Origin of the sequence: Klebsiella sp. 1SOBk5mer (assembly GCF_046603115.1) — a bacterium.
GTDB classification, from domain to species: domain Bacteria; phylum Pseudomonadota; class Gammaproteobacteria; order Enterobacterales; family Enterobacteriaceae; genus Klebsiella; species Klebsiella quasipneumoniae.
Genome location: NZ_JBKIUU010000003.1, coordinates 249,083 through 273,328, shown reverse-complemented (window position 1 = coordinate 273,328; position 24,246 = coordinate 249,083). Strand labels below are relative to the sequence as shown.

Here is a 24,246-nt window from a genome sequence, read left to right as displayed (position 1 = left end):
ACGGGGCAGCCGCTGCGTATTAACGGATGTTGGCGCAGGTCAGGCAGAAGGCATAGCGGTTCTGCGGGTCGTTAAACGCCGCCAGCTTGTCGCTTTCGGCTTTCACCGTCTCGGCTGCCGCGGCCACCGGCGCAGGCAGCCAGGCCTGAATGGCGGCCGGCAGCGAGGCGCGTACCGAACCGGTCAGGCTGTCCAGCACCATCGAGAAGAAGGTGGGCTCTTCCTGATAGTAGTTGAGGTGCCAGGTTTTCAGCTTCGCCAGCTCGGCGGCCTTGGCCACCGCGTCGTCGAAGTCGCCGAGGCTGTCGACAAGACCGTTGGCTTTGGCATCTTCCCCGGTCCAGACGTGGCCCTGGGCAATCTGGTCGATTTTCTCCGGCGTGCTCTTACGCGCGTTAGCCACCAGGGTGATAAAGCGTTGATAGCCGTTCTCAATGCTCAACTGCATCAGCTGCTGCACTTCCGGCGGCAGCGCTTTGGTGCTGGAGATATCCGCCAGCGGCGATGTGGCGACGCCGTCGGTATGGACGCCAATCGACCCAAGGGTGTTTTCCACGGTGTTGATCACCCCAAAGATGCCGATGGAGCCGGTGAGGGTGCTTGGGTTCGCGACAATGTAGTCCGCCGGCGTGGAGATCCAGTAGCCGCCGGAGGCCGCCATGCCGCCCATTGAAACGACCACCGGTTTACCCGCGGCTTTGGCTGCCGCCAGCTCTTCGCGAATGATTTCCGAGGCGGTCACGCTGCCGCCCGGGCTGTTGACGCGCAGGACGATGGCCTTAATTTTCGGGTCGAGGCGCGCATCGCGAATTTGCGCAGCGGTGGTGTCGCCGCCAACGTTGCCCGGGGTCTCCTCGCCGTCCATGATGGCGCCGTTGGCGAAGATCACCGCGATGGCGGAACCCTGGTCAGACGGTGTCTTCACGTTGTAGTCGTAATAGCTGATCGCCCGGTAATTGTTATCCGCTTTGCTCCAGCCAAACTGTTTGGTCAGCGCCTTTTCCACTTCCGTGGAGGTCGCCAGCTCATCCACCAGCTTATTGTCCAGCGCATATTTCGCCGTATCGCCGCCCACCTTACGCAGGCCATCGATAATGCCCTGGGCGCCCGGGAAGAGCTGCTGGGTGGTGATCTGCCGGTTGGCGGCGATGGTGTTGAGGTAGTTCTGCCACAGTTCGCCAATCCAGCGGCTGTCCGCTTCGCGGGCGGCAGGGGACATGTCATCGCGAATGAAAGGCTCGACGGCGGATTTATAGGTGCCGACGCGGAAGACATGGGTGGAGACTTTCAGCTTATCCAGCAGCGACTTGTAGTACAGCCCGTTGGTGGCGAAGCCGTGCAGGTCCACCTCGCCCTGCGGAGAGAGCCAGATTTTGTTGGCAAAGCTCGCCAGGTAGTACTGGCCCTGGCTGTAGCTGCTGCCGACGGCATACACCGGTTTGCCGCTGTCGCGGAATTCGCGCAGCGCTTTACCGATGTACTGCATGGACGGCTGATCGCCGCCGACGAAGTTTTTCAGATCCAGCACAATACCGGTGATATTACGGTCATCCTTCGCCTGACGGATGGTCTGCACGATATCGAACAGAGAATTCTCCTGCAGACGGTCCGAGCTGGCGCCAAACAGCTGGCGGCCAATTACGCCGAGCTTGCTGCTGGCGGACGGTTTATCCACCACCACGCCGGTAATATCCAGCAGCAGCGCGCCGCGCGCGGCATGTTCGCTGGTGGTGCTGCTGAACTGGCTCCAGATGCCGATACACACCAGCACCAGCACCAGGAAGATCGCATTGAGGGCCAGTTTGCGAATAAAGTTGAGTATCCGCCACGTCCATTTAAAAAAGCTGGCAATCAGTCGCCAAAGGGTTCGCATGTATTCTCCCTAACGTTATCTAAAAATGGGCAGGCCGCAGGGGCCGCCGCGTCTGGCTATCCTAAAGAGTGAGCCGTCGGTTGTCAGCAGGAATCACCGACCGCGCTGTAACAAAATCCTTGTGCATGTTAATTTTATGAAAAATGACATCACAGGAGTTATACAGATGGATGCTCTCGACCTACTGCTTAATCGCCGCAGCGCTTCCCGCCTGGCGGAACCGGCCCCGGCCGGCGAACAGCTGGAAAACATTCTGCGCGCCGGGCTGCGCGCCCCGGATCATGGCACCCTGCAGCCGTGGCGCTTTTTCATTATCGCCGATGACGGCCGCGAACGCTTTAGTCAGCTGCTGGAAAAGGGGGCCCGGGAGGCCGGCCAGGATGAGAAGGGCATAGAGAAAGCCCGCAATGCGCCGTTTCGCGCGCCGCTGATCATTACCGTAGTGGCGCGCTGTGAAGACCACCCGAAGGTGCCGCGCTGGGAGCAGGAGATGTCCGCTGGCTGCGCGGTGATGGCGATGCAGATGGCGGCCCTGGCCCAGGGATTCAACGGCATCTGGCGCAGCGGAGCATTGACCGAGAGCCCGGTGGTGCGGGCCGGCTTCGGGTGCCGCGAGCAGGATAAAATCGTCGGCTTCCTCTATCTGGGCACGCCGCAGCTGAAAGCCTCAACCACCATTGCCCTGCCGGATACCGCGCCGTTTGTGACGCGATTCTGAGTCAGCGCGTGTTACGCCGGGTGACGGCTGCGCCTTACCCGGCCTACATTCGTACGACCTGTCGTTAATTTATTCACCATTGTTGCTGAAACTGCCGGTGCTGGCGGCCTCAAAATCGCTGAGACGTTCCCGGAAGGCCGGGGCAGCCCGCATGGATGCGGGCTGAGGGCCGTGTTTTGCATGGACGCTGCCTCGGCCCGACCCGAAGCCTGCAGGGATAAGTCGAAGGGACCACGCAGTGGCGATTTTGCTGGCCGGAGCCCGGGGGTACAGGGGGCGGCGGCGACTGGCCGCCCCCTGTGCGCTCCCTGCGCCATGATTGACATAACGCAGACGATTAGCCGGGAGCGCCATCTGCCCGGACATAACACAGGAGTGGTAGCCCTGCTAAGCGCAGCGCGAGCAGGGAAATTTACGATTGTGCCGTTATTTCGCCGGGTGGCGGCTGTGTCTTACCCGGCCTACATAACCATCCCGATATCAGACGGTTACCCCTCAATGTAGGCCCGCGCAAGCACAGCGCCGCCGGGCGATGGCAGCAGGCTCGGAGCCGCATCTATGCCGGGTGGCGGCGTGCGCGTGACCCGGCCTGCCGCCCCAAAGGTAGCCCGGACAAGGCGCGTCAGGCGCCGCCTCCCGGAGTTCAACGGCGATGACGTTACTTCTGCGTTTTGGCGAATTCGTCTTTGGCTTTCTGCAACTGCTGCTGGAAGGCCGGGTTGGTGTGCAGCGTGGCGACCACCGCGGAGCCGACGATGCGCGCCGCATCGACATCGCTCTGCCAGTGATAGCCGCAGATCACCCGGCTCTCGCCGAGCTCATAGCCGCGCTTCAAAATTTCGTTCTGCCGCTGCGGGTTGATCTCCGCCAGCACCAGGGCGGTGGCCCAGCCGATGGAGGTATGCCCGGATGGGTAAGAGCCGTTTTTCGCCAGCTTGTCCTGCTCGGTGGTGTTGCAGGTGGAGACACCGTAGAAGGCAAACGGGCGAATGCGCATATACTTCTCTTTCGCGCCGCGGGTCGCCAGATCGCCGGCGTCTTCAATCATATTGGTCAACAGCTTATGGAGCTGCGGCGCGTCCTTTTCGGTGATCGGCGAGCCAAAGGCGCTGGAGAAGGCGTTAGCCACGCCGCCCGCGCTGAGGTTGGCATCCTCTGCCGCCAGCTTCCCGCGCTCGGTGTTGCGCAGCAGGCGCCCCTGCTCATACATCGCCTGATCGTTTAAGAACGCGATACTGCCCACCGCCGGCGGCGGCGGCAACAGCGCCAGGCTGTCGATGGCCTGGGCATTGGTCAGATAGTAGAGATCGGGCTTGGTGGTGACATCGTTACCGGGGGGAACCAGCGCGAAGGCGTTAACGGAGAAGAAACTGGCCAGGCAAAGGGCAAGAACACGCTTTTTCATTAGAATTTCCTTACGTCATAATCATTCCAGAGAAGACAGTCCTGGGTTGTCACATTTCTGTCATCTTTAAGTAAAAGTGAAAATGGTCGGGAAAAAATTGCCGCGTCTCGCAAAAACGGCTTTTTGTCTGCTTAATGAGCAACCATACGCGATTTCAGACTGTCGTACTTACCACCCTGACGTTTGGGCGCTAACATAGCGGGATTGCAATGACAGGAGATGTCCATGAGCGAGCAAGCCATTCGTTTAACGCAATACAGCCACGGAGCCGGTTGTGGTTGTAAAATTTCCCCGAAAGTGCTGGAAACCATCCTGCATAGCGAGCAGGCGAAGTTTGTCGACCCGAACCTGCTTGTCGGCAACGAAACCAGCGATGATGCCGCCGTTTACGATCTTGGTAATGGCACGTCAATCGTCAGCACCACCGACTTCTTTATGCCGATTGTCGATAATCCGTTCGACTTTGGCCGCATTGCCGCCACCAACGCCATCAGCGATATTTTCGCCATGGGCGGGAAACCGATTATGGCGATTGCCATTCTCGGCTGGCCGATCAACACCCTGGCGCCGGAAATTGCCCGCGACGTGGTGGAGGGCGGGCGCTTTGCCTGCCAGCAGGCCGGGATCGCGCTGGCGGGCGGCCACTCCATTGACGCTCCGGAGCCGATCTTTGGTCTGGCGGTCACCGGCGTGGTGCCCACCGAGCGCATCAAGAAAAACAGCACCGCGCAGGCGGGCTGCAAACTGTATCTCACCAAACCGCTGGGGATCGGCGTGCTGACCACCGCGGAGAAAAAATCGCTGCTCAAGCCAGAGCATCAGGGGCTGGCGACGGAGACCATGTGCCAGATGAACCTCGCCGGCGCCGCGTTTGCCGCTATCGACGGGGTGAAGGCGATGACCGACGTCACCGGCTTTGGCCTGCTCGGCCACCTCAGCGAGGTGTGCCGCGGGGCCGGCGTGCAGGCGCAACTGCGCTATGCCGATATCCCGAAACTGCCGGGGGTGGAGGAGTATATCGCCGCCGGCGCGGTGCCGGGCGGCACCGGGCGCAACTTTGCCAGCTACGGCCATTTGATGGGCGAGATGCCGACGGCGTGGCGCGATCTGCTGTGCGACCCACAAACCTCAGGCGGTCTGCTGCTGGCGGTGACCCCGGAGGCGGAGGCGGAAGTCCAGGTCGCCGCGGCGGAGTTCGGTATTAAGCTGGCCGCCATCGGCGAGCTGGTGACCGCCCGTGGCGGGCGACCGATGATCGAGATCCGTTGATTCGATGCGGTTGTTTATTGCAGAAAAACCGAGTCTCGGTCGGGCTATCGCCGATGTGTTGCCTAAACCGCACCGCAAAGGCGATGGCTATATTGAGTGCGGCAACGGTCAGGTGGTCACCTGGTGTATCGGCCATCTGCTGGAGCAGGCGCAGCCGGACGTCTATGACAGCCGCTATGCCCGCTGGAATCTCACCGACCTGCCGATTGTGCCGGAGAAATGGCAGCTGCAGCCAAAACCTTCGGTCACCAAACAGCTGAATGTGATCAAGCGCCTGCTCGGCGACGCCGAGGAGGTTATCCACGCTGGCGACCCCGACCGTGAAGGGCAACTGCTGGTGGACGAGGTCCTCGACTACCTGCAGCTGGCTCCGGAGAAGCGCCAGCAGGTGCAGCGCTGTCTGATAAACGATCTCAACCCGCAGGCGGTTGAGCGGGCGATCAACCGCCTGCGCGCCAACAGCGAGTTTGTGCCGCTTTGCGTGTCGGCGCTGGCGCGGGCGCGCGCCGACTGGCTGTACGGCATCAATATGACCCGGGCCTATACTCTGCTGGGGCGCAACGCCGGCTATCAGGGGGTGCTCTCCGTGGGGCGGGTGCAGACCCCGGTGCTCGGCCTGGTGGTGCGCCGCGATGAAGAGATTGAAAACTTCGTCGCCAAAGATTTCTTCGACGTCAAAGCGCATATCGTCACGCCGCAGGAGGAGCGCTTTGTCGCGACCTGGGTGCCGAGCGAAGCCTGCGAACCTTACCAGGATGAAGAAGGGCGCCTGCTGCATCGTCCGCTGGCCGAGCACGTGGTTAAGCGTATCGAAGGCCAGCCGGCGCTGGTGACCGGCTATAACGATAAGCGCGATTCCGAACCCGCGCCGCTGCCGTTTTCGCTGTCGGCGCTGCAGATTGAGGCGGCCAAACGTTTCGGCTTCAGCGCGCAAAACGTGCTGGATATCTGCCAGAAGCTGTATGAAACCCACAAGCTCATCACCTATCCGCGTTCGGACAGCCGCTACCTGCCGGAAGAGCATTTCGCCGGCCGCCATGCGGTGCTGAATGCGATTGCCGTCCATGCGGCGGATCTGCTGCCGCAGCCGGTGGTGGATCCGGAGATCCGCAACCGCTGCTGGGATGATAAAAAGGTCGACGCGCACCATGCGATTATCCCGACCGCCCGCAGCAGCCAGGTCAAACTCACCGATAACGAAGCGAAGGTCTACACCCTGATCGCCCGGCAGTATCTGATGCAGTTCTGCCCTGACGCGGTGTTCCGTAAATGCCAGATTGACCTTGAGATCGCCAACGGCAAATTTGTCGCTAAAGCGCGTTTTCTGGCCGAGGCGGGCTGGCGGACGCTGCTTGGTAGCAAAGAGCGCGATGAAGAGAACGACGGCACGCCGCTGCCGGTGGTGGCCAAAGGCGATGAACTGCTGTGCGAGAGGGGCGAGGTGGTGGAGCGCCAGACGCAGCCGCCGCGCCACTTTACCGACGCCACGCTGCTGTCGGCGATGACCGGGATTGCCCGCTTCGTGCAGGATAAAGATCTGAAGAAGATCCTCCGCGCCACCGACGGCCTCGGCACCGAAGCAACCCGCGCCGGGATTATCGAACTGCTGTTTAAGCGCGGTTTCCTGAGCAAAAAGGGGCGCTATATTCACTCCTCGGAGGCCGGAAGGGCGCTGATTCATTCCCTGCCGGAGATGGCCGGGCGACCGGACATGACCGCCCACTGGGAGTCGGTATTGACGCAAATCAGCGAGAAACAGTGCCGCTATCAGGACTTTATGCAGCCGCTGGTGGGGACGCTGTATCAGCTGATCGAGCAGGCGCGCAGCACGCCGGTGCGCCAGTTCCGCGGTCTGGTGGCGCCTGGCGGGGCGAAAAAATCCTTCAGTAAGGGCAAAGGCAAAGCGAAAGGCAAAAAAGCGGCAGACGATGCCGCGCCGCCGCCGCAATAACCCGCCCGGCGGCCGCGAGGATGCGCTTCCCCGCGGCCGCCGTTTCTCCCCCCGCCAGGTCAATGGTCTACACTAAACAGCCGGGAAGGGGTTGACGACCCCCTCAGAACAGGGATGCCCATTCCCCTTCCCGATGCCGTTGCTCATTTCTCTCCCAGGCGATAAGGAGGACCCGTGAAATATATCGCTATCAGCCAACCGGGCGGCCCGGAAGTATTGCAGATCCGCGAAGGTGAGATCCCCACCGTCGGGGAGCATGAGGTGCTCATCAAGGTGAAAGCGGCGGGCGTCAACCGGCCGGATATTCTGCAGCGCCAGGGGCTGTACCCTATGCCTGAGGGCGTCACCCCCGTGCCCGGCCTCGAGGTGGCGGGTGTGGTCGTGAAGGTCGGCGTGCAGGTCACAACCTTTGCCCCCGGGGATCGCGTCTGCGCGCTGACCAACGGCGGCGGGTATGCCGAATACTGCGCCGTCCCGGCAGGCCAGACGCTGCCGATCCCGGCGGGCCTCAGCTTTAGCGAAGCGGCCGCCATTCCGGAAACCTTCTTCACCGTGTGGGCGAACGTTTTCCAGCTCGGTAAGCTGCAGTCCGGCGAGAGCATTCTGATCCACGGCGGCGCCAGCGGGATTGGCACCACCGCGGTCCTGCTGTGTCACGCGCTGGGGATGAGCGTCTATGCCACCGTCGGCCAGGACGAAAAAATTGCCGCGCTGCGACCCTACGCCACGGCGATCAACTACAAAACCGAAGATTTCGCAGAGAAAATTCACCAACTGACCAACGATGAAGGGGTGGATGTCATTCTGGATATCGTGGGCGGCCCTTACTTTAACCGCAACCTGGGGCTACTGAAAAAGGATGGACGGCTGGTGATCATCGGCTTTATGGGCGGGCGAATCGCTCATGAGGTGGATATTCAGACCCTGATGCTCAAGCGGGCCACCGTCACCGGCTCCACCATGCGCGGCCGGACGGCGGCGGAGAAACAGGAGATTGCCGAGGCGCTGCGGCGCCACGTCTGGCCGCTGCTTGAGGCAGGGAAATGCAAGCCGATGATCTACGCCAGCTACCCGATGGCGGAGATTGCCGAGGCGCATGCCTGTCTGGACAGTGGTCAACATCTGGGGAAAGTGGTGATCACGATGACGTCGTGAGACGCCTCCCGGCGGGCAGCCGCCGGGAGGGCGTCAGGGGAGGTTAAATCACGCCCTGGGCCAGCATGGCATCCGCCACCTTCACGAAACCGGCGATATTGGCGCCGCGCACGTAGTTGGTCTGCTTCGCTTCACCGCCGTACTGCACGCAGGCGTGGTGGATATCCAGCATAATGTGATGCAGGCGAGCATCCACTTTTTCCGCTTTCCAGCCCATGCGCGCGGCGTTCTGCGCCATCTCCAGACCGGACGTCGCCACGCCGCCGGCGTTGGCCGCTTTGCCCGGGGCAAACAGCACGCCAGCTTCAAGGAACAGATCGGTTGCGGCGATGGTGGTCGGCATGTTGGCGCCTTCCGCCACGGCCTTCACGCCGTTGGCAATCAGCTGGCGGGCGGCATCGACGTCCAGTTCGTTCTGAGTGGCGCAAGGCAGGGCGATATCCACCGGCACTGACCATGGCTGCTGGCCTTCGAGATAGGTGAGGCCAAACTCGCGGGCGTAGTCGGCCACCCGGCCGTGGGCACGCTCTTTGATGTCGATCAGGCGGGCCAGTTTTTCTTTGGTGAAGCCCGCCTCGTCAACGACGGTGCCGTTGGAGTCGGAGGCGGTGACCACCCGCGCGCCAAGCTCCATCGCTTTCTCAATGGCGTATTGCGCGACGTTGCCGGAGCCGGAGACCGCCACGCGAGCGCCTTCGAAGCCGAGGCCGTGACGTTTGAGCATTGCTTCGGTGAAGTAGATCAGGCCGTAACCGGTGGCTTCCGGACGGATCAGGCTGCCGCCGAAGGAGAGGCCTTTACCGGTGAAGACGCAGGCGCTGTTGTTAGAGAGTTTGCGCATCATGCCGGCCATAAAGCCGACCTCGCGGCCGCCGACGCCGATATCGCCCGCCGGTACGTCGGTATCCGGGCCAAGATGACGATAGAGCTCGGTCATCAGCGCCTGGCAGAAGCGCATCACTTCGCCATCGCTCTTGCCTTTAGGATCGAAATCGCTGCCGCCTTTCCCGCCGCCCATCGGCAAGGTGGTCAGGGCGTTTTTGAAGGTCTGCTCGAAGCCAAGGAATTTGAGAATCGACAGATTCACCGACGGATGGAAGCGCATCCCGCCCTTATACGGGCCGATGGCCGAGTTGAACTGCACGCGCCACGCGCGGTTGACCTGGACCTGATTGCGGTCGTCCACCCACACCACGCGGAACTGGATCACGCGCTCCGGTTCCACCAGACGTTCCAGCAAAGCAAGCTGACGATAGCGCGGATTTTCCTCAAGGAAAGGCCACAGGGTGGTCATGACCTCCCGGACGGCTTGAGCAAATTCGGTTTGATGAGGATCGCGCTGTTGAACGCGGGTGAGAAAGCCTTCCAGAGTGCACGTCTGATCCATAGATATAAGTTCCCCTTATGGTTGTGGTTGCGTGTATTTATTATGATTCGGTCCTTGAAAAAACCGATTTTCCGACTATAACACCGCTAATCCTTAGGCAAGCAAGGAAAAATTAAGCCGTCAGCAAAATTTATAATTGCCCGCCCGTCATAACTAAAAACGATGACGAGGCGGCGAGCGGATCAGCGGGGAGAAAGGGACGGGCGCTGGGCGATAAAGGCGTGCAGGAGAGGGATATCGGCCGGGGCGAGATCGAGGGTTAAGGCGTCGGCAGGAAGGCACCAGCGCAGCTGGCTGTGATAGTGGGCCAGCGGCGCGCCCTGAAAGTTCGCTACCCACCAGGCGTGCAGATGGATCTGGCGACCGGAGACTTCCCGCTGATGGCTGGCGATATAGCATGCCGGGTGGGCGATGATGCCCATCTCCTCCCGCAGCTCCCGGGCCAGCGCCTGCGGCTGGCTTTCACCCGGCTCCACTTTGCCGCCGGCGAATTCCCACATTCCCGGCTGGTCGGCGTGGGGCGGGCGCTGCGCCAGCAGAATTTTGCCATCCTGTTCAATAATGGCGGCGACAACTTCAATCATTTTTAGCATAAGCATCAACGTTAATAAGACCAAACTGGCCTATTATCACCGCCATAGACCTTCACTGACAACCGCCAACTCTGCTGGAGACCCCCGTGCTTGATAGCCACTTGCATCCTCGCCTCAAACCTCTGCTTAACGCTGCCGCCGGCGCGCTTGACCGCCCGGGCATTTCGCCAGACGGGCTGACGCTGCTCGGTTTTGCCATCGGCGCGCTGGCTCTGCCATTTCTGGCATTAGGGTGGTATGGCGCGGCGCTGGCGGCCATCCTTCTCAACCGCCTGCTGGACGGCCTGGACGGCGCCCTGGCGCGGCGGCGCGGGCTTAGCGACGCCGGCGGTTTTCTCGATATCTCACTGGATTTTCTCTTCTATGCCCTGGTGCCGTTCGGTTTTATCCTGGCGGATCCGCAGAATAACGCCCTGGCGGGCGGCTGGCTGCTGTTTGCCTTTATCGGCACCGGCAGCAGCTTTCTCGCCTTTGCCGCGCTGGCGGCAAAGCACCAGATCGCCAATCCCGGCTATGCCCATAAATCGCTGCACTATCTCGGGGGGCTGACGGAGGGGACGGAGACTATCCTGCTGTTTGTCCTCAGCTGCTTGTTTCCGGCGCATTTCGCCTGTCTGGCGTGGCTGTTTGGCGCGCTATGCTGGCTGACGACGGCGACGCGTATCGCCAGCGGCTACCAGACCTTAAAGCGGGTGGCGTGAGCGGGAAATCGCGCATCGCCGGCAGGGGGCGACGCGCGCGAGTGGGACGCGTTACTGGCTGCTTTCCGGGCCGCGTTCTCCGCGGGCGACCGGATTGTGCGGGTTGCTGCTCCATTCGTACCAGCCGCCGTCATAGACGGCGACGTGCGGCCAGCCCATGGCCCGGGCATACATGAAGGTTTCCGAGGCCCGCCAGCCGGTTCCGCAATAGAACGCCACCTGTTGGTCAGGCAGGATGTTCCACTGGCGCCACAGGGCGGCGATATCGTCGGCGCTGCGCATGGTGCCGTCCGGGTTATGGAAGTCTTCCATGTGCGTGGAGTCGCTTCCGGCATGGCCCCAGCGGGCGCCGGCGATGTCGCCCTTCGGTTTGATATAGCTGTAGCCGCTGGTGGTGCCGATAAACTCCGGCCACGAGCGGACGCTGACCAGCGAGGCGTCCTGGCGGTGCAGCAGACCGCGGGCCTGCCCGGTATCCAGCATCAGCTGCGGCTGGCCGGGGATCGGCGCGCCAAAATCCGGCGCCGGCTGCGGCGTCGGCGGCATGCCGCGCGCCACCGGCAGACCGGCGTCGGACCAGGTCTGCCAGCCGCCGTCCAGCAGGCGCACGTCTTTGACGCCGGCGTACAGCATGATCTGCGCCACCCTCGCCGCGGCGTAGACGTCGCGACCGTAGAGGATCACCGTGGTGTCATGGCGGATGCCGTGCTTCGCCAGCATCGCCTTCAGCTGCGCATCGGACACTTTATTCCACAGCGGTTCGCTCTCCACCTCATTGGTGTCGATATAGCCCGCGCCCGGGATATGGCTCAGCAGATAGAGCTTCGGCGCTCCCCAGGCGGCCTCAAACACTTTCCAGTCGCCGGCCGGGGCGGCAGCCACGCTTTTCCCTTGCTGCAGATCGTGCAGCCACTGCGGGTAGACCAGCTGTTCAAAGTGCGGCAGCTTTTGCAGACGGTCGCCCTGGCTCAGAGCGTCGCTCAGGACGTTGAGCCGGGTGAAGCCCGCTTGTTTCAGTCGCGCCGCGACGCTGGCGTTATCCTCAGGACTGCCGTACAGCGCGATGGGGGTATCGGGCTGGAGCTGGTGCTGTTTAGCCCAGCTGTGGAGCTGCTCGTCGCTCATGGCGCCGAGCCAGCGGGCGGAAAGGTTCAGCGCCTGCGGCTCATGACCTTCCGGGCCGTTGACGTGCTGCGGCCAGCCGTTGTAATAAGCGCTCAGGCGGGTGTCGATGGCCACGCCGTGCTGCTGTTGCAGGTGGGAGAGGGTGAGCGCTGGCATGGTTTCAGCGGCGCAGGTGGTGGTAGCAGCAAGCCCCATGAGCAGGGCGAGTGCGGTCAATTGAGAAACACGTTTCATCGAAATGCCCGACGGTAAAAAGTGGAGGGCGTATTCTCCGCTTGCCAGGCGTTGATTTCTTTGCGGTAACGCAGGTTTGCACGCTATTGCGCTTCATTGCCAGCGCTCCATCGCCAGGCACCGCCCCGTCGGCGGACAGTCCTCGCGATCGTGGGTCACCAGGATCGCCGGAATGGCCTGGCGGGCCAGTTCCTCAAATACCCAGCGGCGGAACGCGGTGCGCAGGGTAGCATCCAGGCGGCTGAAGGGCTCATCCAGCAGCAGCGCCTCGGGGCGCGCCAGCAGGGCGCGCAGCAGACTCACCCGCGCCCGCTGTCCGCCGGAGAGCGTGGCCGGGTCGCGCGCGGCGAATCCATGCAGCCCGGCGCGACTGAGCGCCTGCTCCACCGCGGCTTTTCGCGCCTCGCCGCGTACGCTTTCCGGTAGCGCCAGCTGTAAATTTTGCCCGACGCTGAAATGGTCGAACAGCAACGGGTCCTGAAACAGGATGCCGATGCGCCGGCGCTCCGTCGGCAGCGTATCGCAGCGCCGATCGTTGAGCCACAGCTCGCCCTCGGCGCGGAAGTCGCCGGCCAGAGCGCCAATCATCCACGCAAACAGCGTCGATTTTCCGCTGCCGGAAGGGCCCATCAGCGTCAGCACTTCACCCGGGGCCACCGAGAAGGCGACCTCCCGCAGCAGCGGCTGACGTTTCACGCTCAGGGTCAGATGGTTTACGGTTAGCACTAGCGAAGTCCTCGTCGATAGCGGCCCGCCAGCCAGGCCAGCAGGGCCGTCAGGGTAAAGCATACCGCCGGCAGCAGTAATTGCCATAGCGCCTGGGCGGCGAGCGTCTGCGCCTCGCCGCCGCTGCTGAGCGCCACCGCCTGGCTGGTGAGCGTCGGGATACGGCCTGCCCCCAGCCATAGCGTTGGCAGATACTGCGCAATGCTCACCGAGAAACCCACCGCCAGGGCGGTCAGCAGCGGGCGGGTCAGCGAGGGCAGGGTCAGCAGCCAGAAAATACGCGTGGGATCCCAGCCGAGCGTGCGGGCGATCACCGCCATCCGCGGATCGCGCTGGCGCCAGGCCGGGCGCAAAATAAACAGCATCCACGGCACCACCCACAGCAGATGGCCCCACAGGACGGTCCACCATTCGCCGTCTAGCCAGGCGTACAGGGCCAGCCGGTACTGGCCGTCGGCCAGCGGCAGGGCCGGCAGCACCAGCGGCAACCAGACCCAGCCATCTCCCCGCGCCGGGCCGCAGGCCAGCCACAGCAGGCAGACGGCCGCGCCGAGGGCGCAGGCCGCCAGCGCCAGACCAAGGCTGTTAATCAATGCTACGGTCTGCGGCGGCGCCGAGCGCGCCAGCCCCGCCAGCAATAGCGCGCACAGCAGGCCGCTCAGCGGCAGGGCACTCGCCAGCAGGCGGCCGGGCAGGGCGTGAGGATGGGGATGCCGAACGCCGCGCAGATCGGGCAGACGTTGACGCTGTAGCCGCCATCCGCCCCAGGCGACCAGCGCCAGCCCGCCGAGGATCGCCAGCAGCAGCAGGCTGGCCAGCGCCCCTTTCGCCTGCTGCAGGTCATCGCCCTGGCTTAACCACTGCCACGCCAGCACGGCGAGGGTGGGCGGATTGCCGGGCCCCAGCACCAGGGCGACGTCTACCGTCGACAGGCTCCAGGCCGCGGCTGCCAGCAGCACCATGCCGAGGGCGGGCAGCAGCCCAGGCAGCACCAGCCAGCGCAGGCACTGCCAGCGGCCGTAGCCGAGGCTCTTTAGCGCTGTCGCCTGGTCGGCGAGGCGCGCCTCCCCCAGCAGGCCGTAGATCACCCACAGCACAAAGGCGCTCTCTTTCAGGGCCATCGTCAGGCCAAGCCCGATGCCGTACCGGTCGACCGGCGGCGTCAAAAACGGCAGCCGCTGCCAGATCCAGCCGCCTTCGGCGAACAGCAGCAGCGCTGCCGTCGCCAGGGCAAGATGGGGCACCGCCAGCAGCAAGGGCAGGCGGGAAGCCAGTCGCCGCCAGCGGGCCGAAGGCCAGAGGGCGGCGACGATGGTCAGGGCGATCAGTAACGCGCCGCCGACGGACAGCAGCGTGGAAACAAGGGTGGCGGCCAGCGCCTGGCCCAGCTGCGGGTCGGCGAACAGCGCCCGCCAGTGGACCGGGGAGAGCGCCGGCCACACCAGCCCTGCGGCGGCGGGGAATAAGGGCAGATAGATTGCCGCCATCGTCCCCCAGGCCAGCAGAATCAGTGGGTACCGTAGCGGCGCAGCCATTCCTGCTCCAGTGCGTCAACCCACGCCGCGTGCGGCTCGGCAAGCACCGGCGGCAGATCCTGCGGCAGGGTGGCCGCCAGCGCCTGGCGCTGCTTGTCAGGTAGACGCTGCGGGTCCAGGACGCTTGGATCGCCCCAGACGGCGGCATCCGCCTTGCGCAATTGCGCCTCAGGGGAGAGCAGGAAATTGGCCACCACTTTGGCAGCGGCGACGGCGCGCGCGTTGGCCGGAATAGTCACGAAATGGACGTTGCCAAGGGTCCCTCCGGTAAAGCCGAAGCTGTAGCTGTCCGCCGGTAACTCCCCGCTGGCGGCCTTCTGCCGGGCATGGAGCGGATTAAACGTCAGCGACAGGCGGAGGATGCCCTGGTTGAGCATGGCGTCCATCCGCGCCGGCGACGCCGGGAAATCCTTGCCCGCCCGCCACAGCGCCGGGTGCAGCGTATCGAGATAGCGCCACAGCGGGGCGGTGACCGCCGCGAAAGTCGCCGTCTGCGGCGGCTGGCGCAGGGCGGCAGGCTGGTCGGTGAGGGCGAGCAGCAACTGCTCCAGCAGGGCGGTACCGGTGAAGTCCGGTGGCCGCGGGTAGGTTACGCTGCCCGGATGGGCTCTGGCGAAGGCCAGCAGCGCCTGCGGGCTGGTGGGAGGCTGCGGGGTTTGTTCGCGGCGGGCGATAAACGTCAGCTGGGCGCTGCCCCACGGCGACTCGGCGCCCTCGGTGGCGACAGAAAAATCTTCCTGAACCGGCTTTTGCCGATCGACATAGCGCCAGTTGGGCAGCGATTCGGCCCAGCCGGTGAGCAGCAGGTTGGCCTGTTTTAGGGTGTGAAAGTTTTCGCCGTTGATCCACAGTAAATCCACCGAACCGCCGCGGCGACGGCCAGCCTGCGCCTCAGTCTGGATGCGTTTCACCGCGTCGGCGGCGTCGGCGATGGGGACAATACGCAGGTCGATCGCGTAGTGGCGTTTGACCTCCTCGCTGACCCACGCCAGATAGCGGTTAACGGCCGGGTCGCCGCCCCAGGCGTTAAACCAGACGGTCTGGCCACGGGCTTCCGTCTGGGTCTGCCGCCAGCTGTCGTCGGCATTCACCACCAGCGGCCAGAGCAGCAGCAGGTACAGACAGAGGCTGAAATCACGCAAACGGCGCATCGTTACTCCTTATTATGCGGGGAAGAGGGGGGTATCTTGCACAGCCCCTGGGCCGGGATCGCCATCGCGGCGTTGAACCGCGCTGATAAATTTTGCAGGCCAATCAGGGCGGTCAGCTCGGTGAGCGCCCGGGCGTCAAAATGCGCCGCCATCGCGCTGCGCAGGGCATCATCCACCTCCGGCGGCGTCTGGCTGGCGGCTTCGGCATAGGTCAGCGCCAGACGCTCTTGCTCGCTAAACAGCGTACTGTTGCGCCAGTCGGCGACCGCCAGCAGTTTGTCGCGACCTCCGCTCCGCGCCGCGAGGGTCATGCTGGTGATATCGATGCAGAATTCGCAGTGGCACAGCTGGGCGATGCGGGCGCTGACCAGCGAGCGCAGCACCGGATCCAGCGGCGAGCGGCGGCGTTCAATATAGCCCACGAACAGCGAGACCAGGTAAAACAGCCACGGGATCCGTCCCCACCAGCGAATGGGGCTCAGCACCTGGCCGTAATGACGACGGTGCAGCCAGGCCTGCGGACGAAGGATCAGGGGGACAGTATCCAGCGGGGGTAAGCTCATGGCGACGATCTCTTATGACGTTCACGGTAAATATTTTTGGCGATGGAGATGACCACCGCCAGGGCAAAAAGCAGCGAAAGGCCAGTGGCCAGCCAGAAGGCGCCTCCGGTCAGCAGACTCCCGGCCCAGGAATAGACGATGGTCGCCGGCAGCTGTCCCACGCCGGTGGCCAGCATAAAGGGCCAGAAGCGCAGTGAAGTCAGTCCGGCGGCATAGCTGACCGGATCAAAAGGGACAAACGGCAGCAGGCGACAGACCAGGATCGTCTGCGGGCCAAAGCGGGCGAAATAGCCGTCGACGCTGCGCAGCACCGTGCGGCCGGTGAGTTTCTCCACCACCTCGCGCCCCAGCGCTCTGGCGATGCAGAAGCAGAGCCCGGCGCCGACCATGGCGCTGAACCACGACAGCGCGCCGCCCCAGAAGGCGCCGAACAGCGCGGCGTTCGCCAGGGTGATCAGGAAGGCCGGCAGCGGGGCGACGATCGCCTGGAGGAGCATCAGCGCAAAAGAGACCAGCGCCGCCTGCGCCCCCCAGGCGGCGATAAAGTCTTTAACATGCTGGGGATCCAGCGACGCTAGCGCCGTCAGGCTGTGCTGCAGAAAGGCTCGCCCGCCGGGGAACCACAGCCAGGCGGCCAGAGCGGCAACGGCCACCACGGCGAGGGCCAGCCGGGCGCGGCGCAGGTGACGGCGATCAGGTCGGGTCATGGCGCACCTCCTCGCCGGGCGTTGCCACACGGCGGGCGCGGGCAAACCGTTTGCCCATCTGCACCAGGGCAAACAGCAGCCCGCCGGCGAGGCTCAGCTTGAGCGCGAAGGCGAAGGTCGCCCCCTCGCGAGCCAGTTCGCTGGCCATCACCGAATAGATCACCAGGCCCGGCAGGGTGGTCACGGCGGAGATCAGGGTAAAAGGCCAGAAGGGGATCGCCGTCAGGCCGTAGGCGTAATTCTGAATGTTGTAGGGAAAGAGCGGTACCAGGCGGGTGAGGATCAGAAAATCGCTGCCGCTGCGGGCGATACCGCGCTCAATGGCCTGGAAGACGGCGGTATGGCCCACATAGCGCTGCAGCAGATCGCGCCCAAGCCAGCGGGCGATCAAAAACGACAGCGAAGAGGCGACAGTGGCGGCGGCAAACGAGAGCAGAGAGCCGGTCAGCGGGCCGAAGAGTATTCCGCCGGCGATCACCAGCAGGCTGCCGGGGATCAGGCACAGGGTGGCAATGATAAACAGCGCAGCATAGACCAGATAGCCCCAGGCGCCCTGATGGCGCAGGGTCTCCTGCAGCAGATGCAGGTGAGTCAGCAGATCGTGGAGACCGACGCGGTGGCTGATAACGGCCAGCGCGGCCGCCAGCGCGATGAGTCCCAGCCCTTTACCAATGGCCGGATGATGGCTTCTTTTTCATGAAGGGGTCTCCTGTACAGCCTGGACGCGGTGGACATTAAAAAGTGCGCGCGACAGTATCCTGTTCAGACGACGGCCACAATGGTTTACCGTCGCTTTGTTGATTTTGCTCAGGAAATTCTGCCCCCCGCGCGGCGGGAGGCAGGTCAGAACGTGGCTTACGGCCGGAAGGTGGCCCATACCGGCGCGTGGTCGGATGGTTTTTCCATCCCGCGGATCTCATAATCGATTCCAGTCTCCACGCAGCGCTGGGCCAGAGGCTGGCTGGCCAGCAGCAGGTCGATGCGCAGCCCGCGGTTATCGTCGAAGCCTTTGGAGCGGTAATCAAACCACGAGAAGTGCTCCTGATTGTCCGGGTTAGCCTGACGCCAGGTATCCACCAGGCCCCAGCCCAGCAGGCGGTCCATCCATTCCCGCTCTTCCGGCAGGAAGGAACATTTGCCGGTGCGCAGCCAGCGTTTGCGGTTCTCTTCACCGATACCGATGTCGAGATCGGTAGGGCTGATGTTCATATCGCCCATGATCAGCACCGGATTCTCTTTATTGAGCTCGGTCTCCAGATAGTTCTGCAGATTCTGATAGAACGCCGCTTTGGCCGGGAATTTGGTCTCATGATCGCGGCTTTCACCTTGCGGGAAATAACCATTAATCACCGTAACGTTACCGAACGGCGACGGGATCTCGGCCATGATGATGCGGCGCTGAGCCTCTTCGCCATCGTCCGGGAAACCGCGGCGGACGGCAATCGGCGTCTCTTTGGTCAGCAGAGCGACGCCATAATGGCCTTTCTGGCCGTGATAAAAGACGTTATAGCCGAGTCTGGCGACCTCTTCGAGAGGGAACATATCGTCGTGAACTTTGGTTTCCTGCAGGCCAATCACGTCCGGCTGGTGCTTTTCGACGATGGCGGCCAGTTGGTGTGGGCGGGCGCGCAGGCCGTTGATATTAAAAGAGACGAATTTCATAGTCGCTGCCACTGTGCAAGGTGAATAGTGCAGGGATGGTAGCAGAAATTCGCCAGGCTGGCTGCCATCCGATGCGTCATTCTGCCAATCGCTGCGCATGAGCGTGCCGTGGGTGCCCCTTTTGCGGGCACGCCGCGCCAAAAAAGGGCAAATAGCTACGATAAATTTCGCAGAAGATCACAATTACAGAATTATATCTTACCTTTGCATAACTTATCTTCTTTAATCACTGTTCATCCCCCTTTATCGGATACTTATTCACTAAATATGCATTTTATGTGAATAGCGCCAGGTTGTAACTCATTGATATTGCGTTATCTCATCCGGTTTATGCATTTTTATCGCTGGCTGGCACGAACCGTGCAATCTACATTTACAGCGTAATAACTCATATTTATTAACATTATTGCTACTTTTAATTTACCGGAAGAGGTCGATATGTCTCAGTCAATTACGCGTAACCACTTTGATGAATGGATGATGCCGGTCTACGCGCCAGCGGCTTTTATTCCGGTGCGGGGCGCCGGGTCGCGGCTGTGGGATCAGCAGGGCAAAGAGTATATCGATTTTGCCGGAGGCATCGCCGTGAACGCGCTGGGGCATGCGCATCCGCGTCTGGTGCAGGCCCTCACCGATCAGGCTGGCAAGTTCTGGCATACCGGCAATGGCTATACCAATGAGCCGATCCTGCGTCTGGCCAAAATGCTTATCGATGCCACCTTCGCCGACCGGGTCTTCTTCTGTAACTCCGGGGCCGAGGCCAATGAGGCGGCGCTCAAGCTGGCGCGTAAATATGCCCACGATCGCTTTGGCAGCGAGAAAAGCGGCATTGTCGCCTTCCAGAACGCCTTTCACGGGCGGACGCTGTTCACCGTTTCGGCAGGCGGTCAGCCGGCCTACTCCCGGGATTTTGCCCCGCTTCCGCCGCAGATCCAGCATGCGGTGTTTAACGATCTCGCGTCGGCAAAGGCCTTAATCAATGACCAAACCTGCGCGGTGATCGTCGAGCCGGTGCAGGGCGAAGGCGGCGTGGTGCCGGCCAGCGTCGAGTTTTTACGCGGCCTGCGCCAGCTTTGCGACCAGCACAACGCCCTGCTGATTTTCGATGAAGTGCAGACCGGGGTCGGGCGCACCGGCGAACTGTATGCCTATATGCACTACGGCGTGACCCCCGATGTGCTGACCACCGCCAAAGCGCTGGGCGGCGGCTTCCCCATCGGCGCGCTGCTGGCGACAGAGGCCTGCGCCAGCGTGATGACCGTCGGCACCCACGGCACCACCTACGGCGGTAACCCGCTGGCGGGGGCGGTGGCCGGCGAGCTGCTGTCGATCGTCAATACCCCGGAAGTGCTCTCCGGCGTCAGACAGCGCCATCAGTGGTTTTGCGAACGCCTGCAGGCGATCAACGCCCGCTATGGTCTGTTCAAGGAGATCCGCGGCCTGGGGCTGCTGATCGGCTGCGTGCTGAACGACGCCTGGGCCGGGAAGGCGAAAACCCTCAGCAACCTGGCGGCGGAAGAGGGTGTGATGATCCTGATCGCCGGCGCCAACGTGGTGCGTTTCGCGCCGGCGCTGAACGTCAGTGAAGAAGAGGTGAACAGCGGGCTGGATCGCGTCGAGCGGGCCTGCGCGCGATTCCTGGCGGGAGTTTCATCATGATGGTTATTCGACCGGTGGAGCCGGGCGATCTGCCCGGGCTGCTGAAGCTGGCGGCGGAGACCGGCGGCGGGCTGACCTCGCTGCCGGTGGATGAAGCCACCCTCGCGGCGCGGATCGCCCGCTCACAGCAAACCTGGCGCGGCGAGCTGCCGAAAAGCGAGCAGGGCTATGTCTTTGTGCTGGAAGAGAGCGAGAGCGGCGCAGTGGTGGGCATCTGCGCGATAGAGGTGGCGGTGGGGCTCAACGATCCCTGGTACAACTACCGGGTCGGCACCCAGGTCCATGCCTCGAAGGAGCTTAACGTCTATCAGGCGCTGCCGACGCTGTTTCTCAGTAACGACCACACCGGCAGCAGCGAGCTGTGTACCCTGTTCCTCGACCCGCAGTGGCGCAAAGAGGGCAATGGCTATCTGCTGTCGAAATCGCGCTTCTTATTTATGGCCGCCTTTCGCGAGCGCTTTAATGAGAAGGTGGTTGCCGAGATGCGCGGGGTGATTGACGAGCACGGCTATTCCCCGTTCTGGGAGAGCCTGGGCAAACGCTTTTTCGCCATGGAGTTTTCCCGCGCCGACTACCTGTGCGGCACCGGACAGAAGGCTTTCATTGCCGCCCTGATGCCCAAGCACCCGCTGTATATCGATTTCCTCACCCCCGAGGCGCAGGCGGTGATCGGCAAGGTCCACCCGCAGACCGCCCCGGCCCGGACGGTGCTGGAGAAAGAGGGGTTCCGCTACCTGAACTACATCGATATTTTCGACGGCGGCCCGACCCTGGAGTGCGATATTGACCGGGTGCGGGCGATCCGCAAAAGCCGTCTGGTGACCACCGAGGCCGGCGAAACGCCGCCCGGCGACGGGCCGCTGTGCCTGGTGGCGAACGAACAGTACCACCAGTTCCGCGCCCTGCTGGTGCATGCCGACCCGGATGGCGACACCCTGACCCTCAGCGCCCGCGAGCTGGATATGCTGAAGTGTCATGCCGGCGACCAGGTGCGCATGGTGCGCCTGATCCCTGAGGAGAAAACCGCATGAGTCTGTGGATTAACGGCGACTGGCGGCCCGGCGATGGGCCGCGCTTCAGCAAACAGGATCCGGTCAACCTGAAGGTTGTCTGGCAGGGAGAGGCGGCGGACGCCGGGCAGGTCGCCGAGGCGGTGGCGGCAGCCCGCCAGGCGTTCCCGGCCTGGGCGCGGCTGCCGTTTGCCGACCGCCAGGTCATCGTCGAAAAATTTGCCGCGCTGCTGGAGGCCAGCAAGGCGGAGCTGACGGCGATTATCGGCGCCGAGACCGGAAAGCCGCGCTGGGAGGCGGCCGGGGAAGTGACGGCGATGATCAACAAGGTGGCGATCTCGGTGAAGGCGTACCACACCCGCACCGGCGAACAGCACAGCGAGCTGCCCGATGGCGCCGCGACGCTGCGTCACAGGCCGCATGGCGTGCTGGCGGTCTTTGGCCCCTATAACTTTCCCGGCCATCTGCCGAACGGGCATATCGTGCCAGCGCTACTGGCGGGCAATACCGTGGTGTTTAAACCCAGCGAACTCACCCCGCACAGTGGCGAAGCGGTGGTGAAGCTGTGGGAGCAGGCCGGCCTGCCCACCGGGGTGCTCAACCTGCTGCAGGGCGGTCGGGAAACCGGCGAGGCGCTCAGCGGCCAGGCGGATATCGACGGGCTGCTGTTTACCGGCAGCTCGACCACCGGTTTTCATCTGCATCGCCAGCTGGCCGGACAGCCGCAGAAGATCCTCGCGCTGGAGATGGGCGGCAATAACCCGCTGATCGTCGACGATCCGCGGGACGTCGATGCCGCGGTGCATCTGACCATCCAGTCCGCCTTTATTACCGCCGGCCAGCGCTGCACCTGCGCCCGGCGTCTGCTGGTCCGGCGCGGAGAGGCGGGAGATGCTTTCCTCTCCAGGCTGGTGACGGTGAGCCAACGGCTGATCCCCGCGGCGTGGGACGCTGAGCCGCAGCCGTTTCTCGGCGGGCTTATCTCTGAACAGGCCGCGAAGAAAGTGCATCAGGCCTGGCTGCAGCGGATCGCCGCTGGCGCAGCCACCCTACTGGAGCCGCGCTTATTGCAGGCCGGGACGTCGCTGCTGACGCCGGGGATTGTCGACATGAGCGACGTGGCCCAGGTCGAGGATGAAGAGGTGTTCGGCCCGCTGCTTGGCGTCTGGCGCTACGACACTTTCGAGGAGGCGATTGCCCTGGCCAATGCCACCCGCTTCGGGCTCTCCTGCGGGTTAATCTCCCCGGAACGGGAGAAGTTCGATCGGCTGCTGCTCGAGGCGCGGGCCGGGATAGTCAACTGGAACAAACCGCTGACCGGGGCGGCGAGTACCGCGCCGTTCGGCGGCACCGGGGCCTCTGGCAATCATCGCCCCGGGGCCTGGTATGCCGCCGATTATTGCGCCTGGCCGATGGCCAGTCTCGAATCGCCGACCCTGACGCTGCCCGCCAGTCTCAATCCGGGGCTCGACTTTCGGGCCGGGGAGGCGTCATGACCGCCCGCGAAGTCAACTTTGACGGTCTGCCCGGACTGACCCATCACTACGCCGGGCTCTCCTTTGGCAATGAGGCCTCCACCCGGCACCGCTTTCGGGTGTCGAACCCGCAGCTGGCGGCAAAGCAGGGGCTAAAAAAAATGAAAGCCCTCGCCGACGCCGGCTATCCGCAGGCGGTGATCCCCCCTCAGGAGCGGCCCAACGTGCCGCTCCTGCGTCAGCTGGGCTTTAGCGGCAGCGATGAACAGGTGGTGGCTCGCGCGGCTCAGCAGGATCCGGATCTGCTGTCGGCGGTGAGTTCGGCCTCGGCGATGTGGGTGGCCAACGCCGCGACGGTCTGTCCCTCCGCCGATTCGCTGGATGGCCTGGTACACCTGACGGTGGCGAATCTGCAGGATAAATTCCACCGCGCCAGCGAAGCCCCCACCACCGGGGCGTTGCTGCAGGCGATCTTCCCGGACCGCACGCGATTTGCCATCCATCCGGCGCTGCCTGCCTCGGCATGGTTTGGCGACGAAGGGGCGGCGAACCATAACCGTCTCGGCGGCGAATATGGCGCCCCCGGCGTTCAGCTCTTTGTCTATGGCCGCCGCCGGGGAAGCGAAGAGGCGCCGCGTCGCTATCCGGCGCGGCAAACCCTCGAGGCCAGCCAGGCGGTGGCGCGCCTTAATAAGGTCAATCCCCGCCAGCTGATCTTCGCCCGCCAGCATCCGGTGGCGATCGACATGGGGGTTTTTCATAACGATGTCATCGCGGTGAGCAATCGTCAGGTCCTGTTCTGCCATGAGCAGGCCTTTGCCGACCAGAACGCGGTTTTGCAGCAGCTGGCGCAGCAGGTGCCGGGCTTCACCCCGCTGGTGGTTCCCGCCAGCCGGGTCACGGTGGAAGAGGCGGTTGCCACCTATCTGTTCAACAGCCAGCTGTTGAGCCGGGCGGACGGCAGCATGGCGCTGATCCTGCCCCAGGAAGCCCAGGCGCATCCGGGCGTGTGGAACTATCTCAATGAGCTGCTGGCCGGGGATAACCCCATCGCCGCGCTGCAGGTTTTTGATCTGCGCGAGAGTATGGCCAACGGCGGCGGTCCGGCGTGCCTGCGCCTGCGGGTAGTGTTGACGGCCGAGGAGTATCAGGCGGTCAATCCGCACGTCCTGATGAACGATACGCTGTTTGCCACCCTCAATGATTGGGTGGATCGCTACTATCGCGATCGTCTCACCCAGGCCGACCTCGCCGACCCCCAGCTGCTGCGGGAAGGGCGCGACGCGCTGGATCGGTTGACCCAGATCCTGCAGCTCGGTTCGGTTTATCCATTTCAGCAATAAGGGG

Annotated in this window: 22 protein-coding genes; 10 read left to right on the top strand and 12 right to left on the bottom strand. The window is 63.4% G+C overall.

Features of this window, described 5'->3' with window-relative positions; genetic code table 11:
* Positions 1 to 19: 19 nt before the first annotated feature.
* Positions 20 to 1,873, bottom strand: coding sequence for a signal peptide peptidase SppA (gene sppA / locus ACLH1U_RS10155; protein WP_032452509.1), 1,854 nt, complete (start codon positions 1,871 to 1,873; stop codon positions 20 to 22).
* A gap of 166 nt (positions 1,874 to 2,039) precedes the next feature.
* Here sppA and ACLH1U_RS10150 point away from each other — a divergent pair, with 166 nt between their 5' ends.
* Complete coding sequence (locus tag ACLH1U_RS10150; protein ID WP_032452510.1) at positions 2,040 to 2,591, top strand: NAD(P)H nitroreductase; 552 nt, start codon at positions 2,040 to 2,042, stop codon at positions 2,589 to 2,591.
* Between the two features lie 658 nt (positions 2,592 to 3,249).
* Here ACLH1U_RS10150 and phoC read toward each other — a convergent pair.
* Positions 3,250 to 3,996 (bottom strand): acid phosphatase PhoC, encoded by a 747-nt coding sequence (gene phoC, locus ACLH1U_RS10145; protein WP_004203793.1) that lies wholly within the window; start codon positions 3,994 to 3,996, stop codon positions 3,250 to 3,252.
* Positions 3,997 to 4,221: 225 nt separating this feature from the next.
* Here phoC and selD point away from each other — a divergent pair, with 225 nt between their 5' ends.
* The 3 genes from selD (at position 4,222) to ACLH1U_RS10130 (ending at position 8,371) form a co-directional block, all read left to right on the top strand.
* The gene (gene selD, locus ACLH1U_RS10140) at positions 4,222 to 5,265 is read left to right on the top strand and encodes a selenide, water dikinase SelD (RefSeq protein WP_085550731.1); all 1,044 of its coding nucleotides are present in this window, start codon (positions 4,222 to 4,224) and stop codon (positions 5,263 to 5,265) included.
* Between the two features lie 4 nt (positions 5,266 to 5,269).
* A complete protein-coding gene (locus ACLH1U_RS10135; protein ID WP_023289280.1) occupies positions 5,270 to 7,216 on the top strand; it encodes a DNA topoisomerase III in 1,947 nt (648 codons plus the stop codon).
* Positions 7,217 to 7,390: 174 nt separating this feature from the next.
* The gene (locus ACLH1U_RS10130; protein WP_065805804.1) at positions 7,391 to 8,371 is read left to right on the top strand and encodes an NAD(P)H-quinone oxidoreductase; all 981 of its coding nucleotides are present in this window, start codon (positions 7,391 to 7,393) and stop codon (positions 8,369 to 8,371) included.
* 43 nt (positions 8,372 to 8,414) lie between these two features.
* On the opposite strand, the gene gdhA is transcribed toward ACLH1U_RS10130, so the two are convergent.
* Together gdhA and ACLH1U_RS10120 are read right to left on the bottom strand one after the other, a co-directional pair.
* A complete protein-coding gene (gene gdhA, locus ACLH1U_RS10125; RefSeq protein ID WP_004176526.1) occupies positions 8,415 to 9,758 on the bottom strand; it encodes an NADP-specific glutamate dehydrogenase in 1,344 nt (447 codons plus the stop codon).
* Positions 9,759 to 9,940: 182 nt separating this feature from the next.
* Positions 9,941 to 10,351, bottom strand: coding sequence for a pyrimidine (deoxy)nucleoside triphosphate diphosphatase (locus ACLH1U_RS10120; RefSeq protein WP_085550886.1), 411 nt, complete (start codon positions 10,349 to 10,351; stop codon positions 9,941 to 9,943).
* Positions 10,352 to 10,437: 86 nt separating this feature from the next.
* On the opposite strand from ACLH1U_RS10120, the gene ACLH1U_RS10115 reads away from it, so the two are divergent.
* A complete protein-coding gene (locus ACLH1U_RS10115; RefSeq protein ID WP_072420372.1) occupies positions 10,438 to 11,052 on the top strand; it encodes a CDP-alcohol phosphatidyltransferase family protein in 615 nt (204 codons plus the stop codon).
* A gap of 51 nt (positions 11,053 to 11,103) precedes the next feature.
* Here ACLH1U_RS10115 and ACLH1U_RS10110 read toward each other — a convergent pair whose 3' ends face one another.
* The 7 genes from ACLH1U_RS10110 to ACLH1U_RS10080 form a co-directional block, all read right to left on the bottom strand.
* Positions 11,104 to 12,411, bottom strand: coding sequence for a sulfurtransferase (locus ACLH1U_RS10110; RefSeq protein ID WP_044522400.1), 1,308 nt, complete (start codon positions 12,409 to 12,411; stop codon positions 11,104 to 11,106).
* Positions 12,412 to 12,504: 93 nt separating this feature from the next.
* Entirely contained in the window at positions 12,505 to 13,137 is a 633-nt protein-coding gene (locus ACLH1U_RS10105; RefSeq protein WP_085550733.1) for an ATP-binding cassette domain-containing protein, read from the bottom strand.
* A complete protein-coding gene (locus ACLH1U_RS10100; protein ID WP_105491145.1) occupies positions 13,137 to 14,672 on the bottom strand; it encodes an ABC transporter permease subunit in 1,536 nt (511 codons plus the stop codon). Before ACLH1U_RS10100 ends, ACLH1U_RS10105 begins: the two co-directional genes overlap by 1 nt.
* Positions 14,645 to 15,823 (bottom strand): ABC transporter substrate-binding protein, encoded by a 1,179-nt coding sequence (locus ACLH1U_RS10095; RefSeq protein WP_411299230.1) that lies wholly within the window; start codon positions 15,821 to 15,823, stop codon positions 14,645 to 14,647. Before ACLH1U_RS10095 ends, ACLH1U_RS10100 begins: the two co-directional genes overlap by 28 nt.
* A 2-nt stretch (positions 15,824 to 15,825) precedes the next feature.
* On the bottom strand, positions 15,826 to 16,386 hold the full coding sequence (locus ACLH1U_RS10090; RefSeq protein ID WP_032452523.1) for a carboxymuconolactone decarboxylase family protein: 561 nt from the start codon (positions 16,384 to 16,386) through the stop codon (positions 15,826 to 15,828).
* Positions 16,383 to 17,093: a TVP38/TMEM64 family protein gene (locus ACLH1U_RS10085; protein ID WP_032452524.1), complete on the bottom strand. Its 711-nt coding sequence runs from the start codon at positions 17,091 to 17,093 to the stop codon at positions 16,383 to 16,385. The genes ACLH1U_RS10090 and ACLH1U_RS10085 overlap by 4 nt, the downstream gene beginning before the upstream one ends.
* Positions 17,080 to 17,718: a TVP38/TMEM64 family protein gene (locus tag ACLH1U_RS10080; RefSeq protein ID WP_223822588.1), complete on the bottom strand. Its 639-nt coding sequence runs from the start codon at positions 17,716 to 17,718 to the stop codon at positions 17,080 to 17,082. Before ACLH1U_RS10080 ends, ACLH1U_RS10085 begins: the two co-directional genes overlap by 14 nt.
* Between ACLH1U_RS10080 and ACLH1U_RS10075 the strand changes: the two genes are divergently transcribed.
* A complete protein-coding gene (locus ACLH1U_RS10075; RefSeq protein WP_023289292.1) occupies positions 17,650 to 17,793 on the top strand; it encodes a hypothetical protein in 144 nt (47 codons plus the stop codon). The two genes, ACLH1U_RS10080 and ACLH1U_RS10075, sit on opposite strands and share 69 nt — an antisense overlap.
* Before the next feature lie 155 nt (positions 17,794 to 17,948).
* On the opposite strand, the gene xthA is transcribed toward ACLH1U_RS10075, so the two are convergent.
* Positions 17,949 to 18,755 (bottom strand): exodeoxyribonuclease III, encoded by an 807-nt coding sequence (gene xthA / locus ACLH1U_RS10070; RefSeq protein WP_023289293.1) that lies wholly within the window; start codon positions 18,753 to 18,755, stop codon positions 17,949 to 17,951.
* Between the two features lie 438 nt (positions 18,756 to 19,193).
* Between xthA and ACLH1U_RS10065 the strand changes: the two genes are divergently transcribed.
* The 4 genes from ACLH1U_RS10065 to astB are packed head-to-tail and all read left to right on the top strand — an operon-like array spanning position 19,194 to position 24,242.
* On the top strand, positions 19,194 to 20,414 hold the full coding sequence (locus ACLH1U_RS10065; RefSeq protein WP_023289294.1) for an aspartate aminotransferase family protein: 1,221 nt from the start codon (positions 19,194 to 19,196) through the stop codon (positions 20,412 to 20,414).
* Positions 20,411 to 21,445, top strand: a complete 1,035-nt coding sequence (astA, locus tag ACLH1U_RS10060; protein WP_023289295.1) for an arginine N-succinyltransferase — start codon at positions 20,411 to 20,413, stop codon at positions 21,443 to 21,445. The genes ACLH1U_RS10065 and astA overlap by 4 nt, the downstream gene beginning before the upstream one ends.
* Positions 21,442 to 22,920 carry a succinylglutamate-semialdehyde dehydrogenase gene (gene astD, locus ACLH1U_RS10055; protein WP_121936163.1) on the top strand — a complete coding sequence of 493 codons (1,479 nt, stop codon included), beginning with the start codon at positions 21,442 to 21,444 and terminating at the stop codon, positions 22,918 to 22,920. The genes astA and astD overlap by 4 nt, the downstream gene beginning before the upstream one ends.
* A complete protein-coding gene (gene astB / locus ACLH1U_RS10050; RefSeq protein WP_411299229.1) occupies positions 22,917 to 24,242 on the top strand; it encodes an N-succinylarginine dihydrolase in 1,326 nt (441 codons plus the stop codon). The genes astD and astB overlap by 4 nt, the downstream gene beginning before the upstream one ends.
* The last annotated feature ends 4 nt before the right edge of the window (positions 24,243 to 24,246 follow it).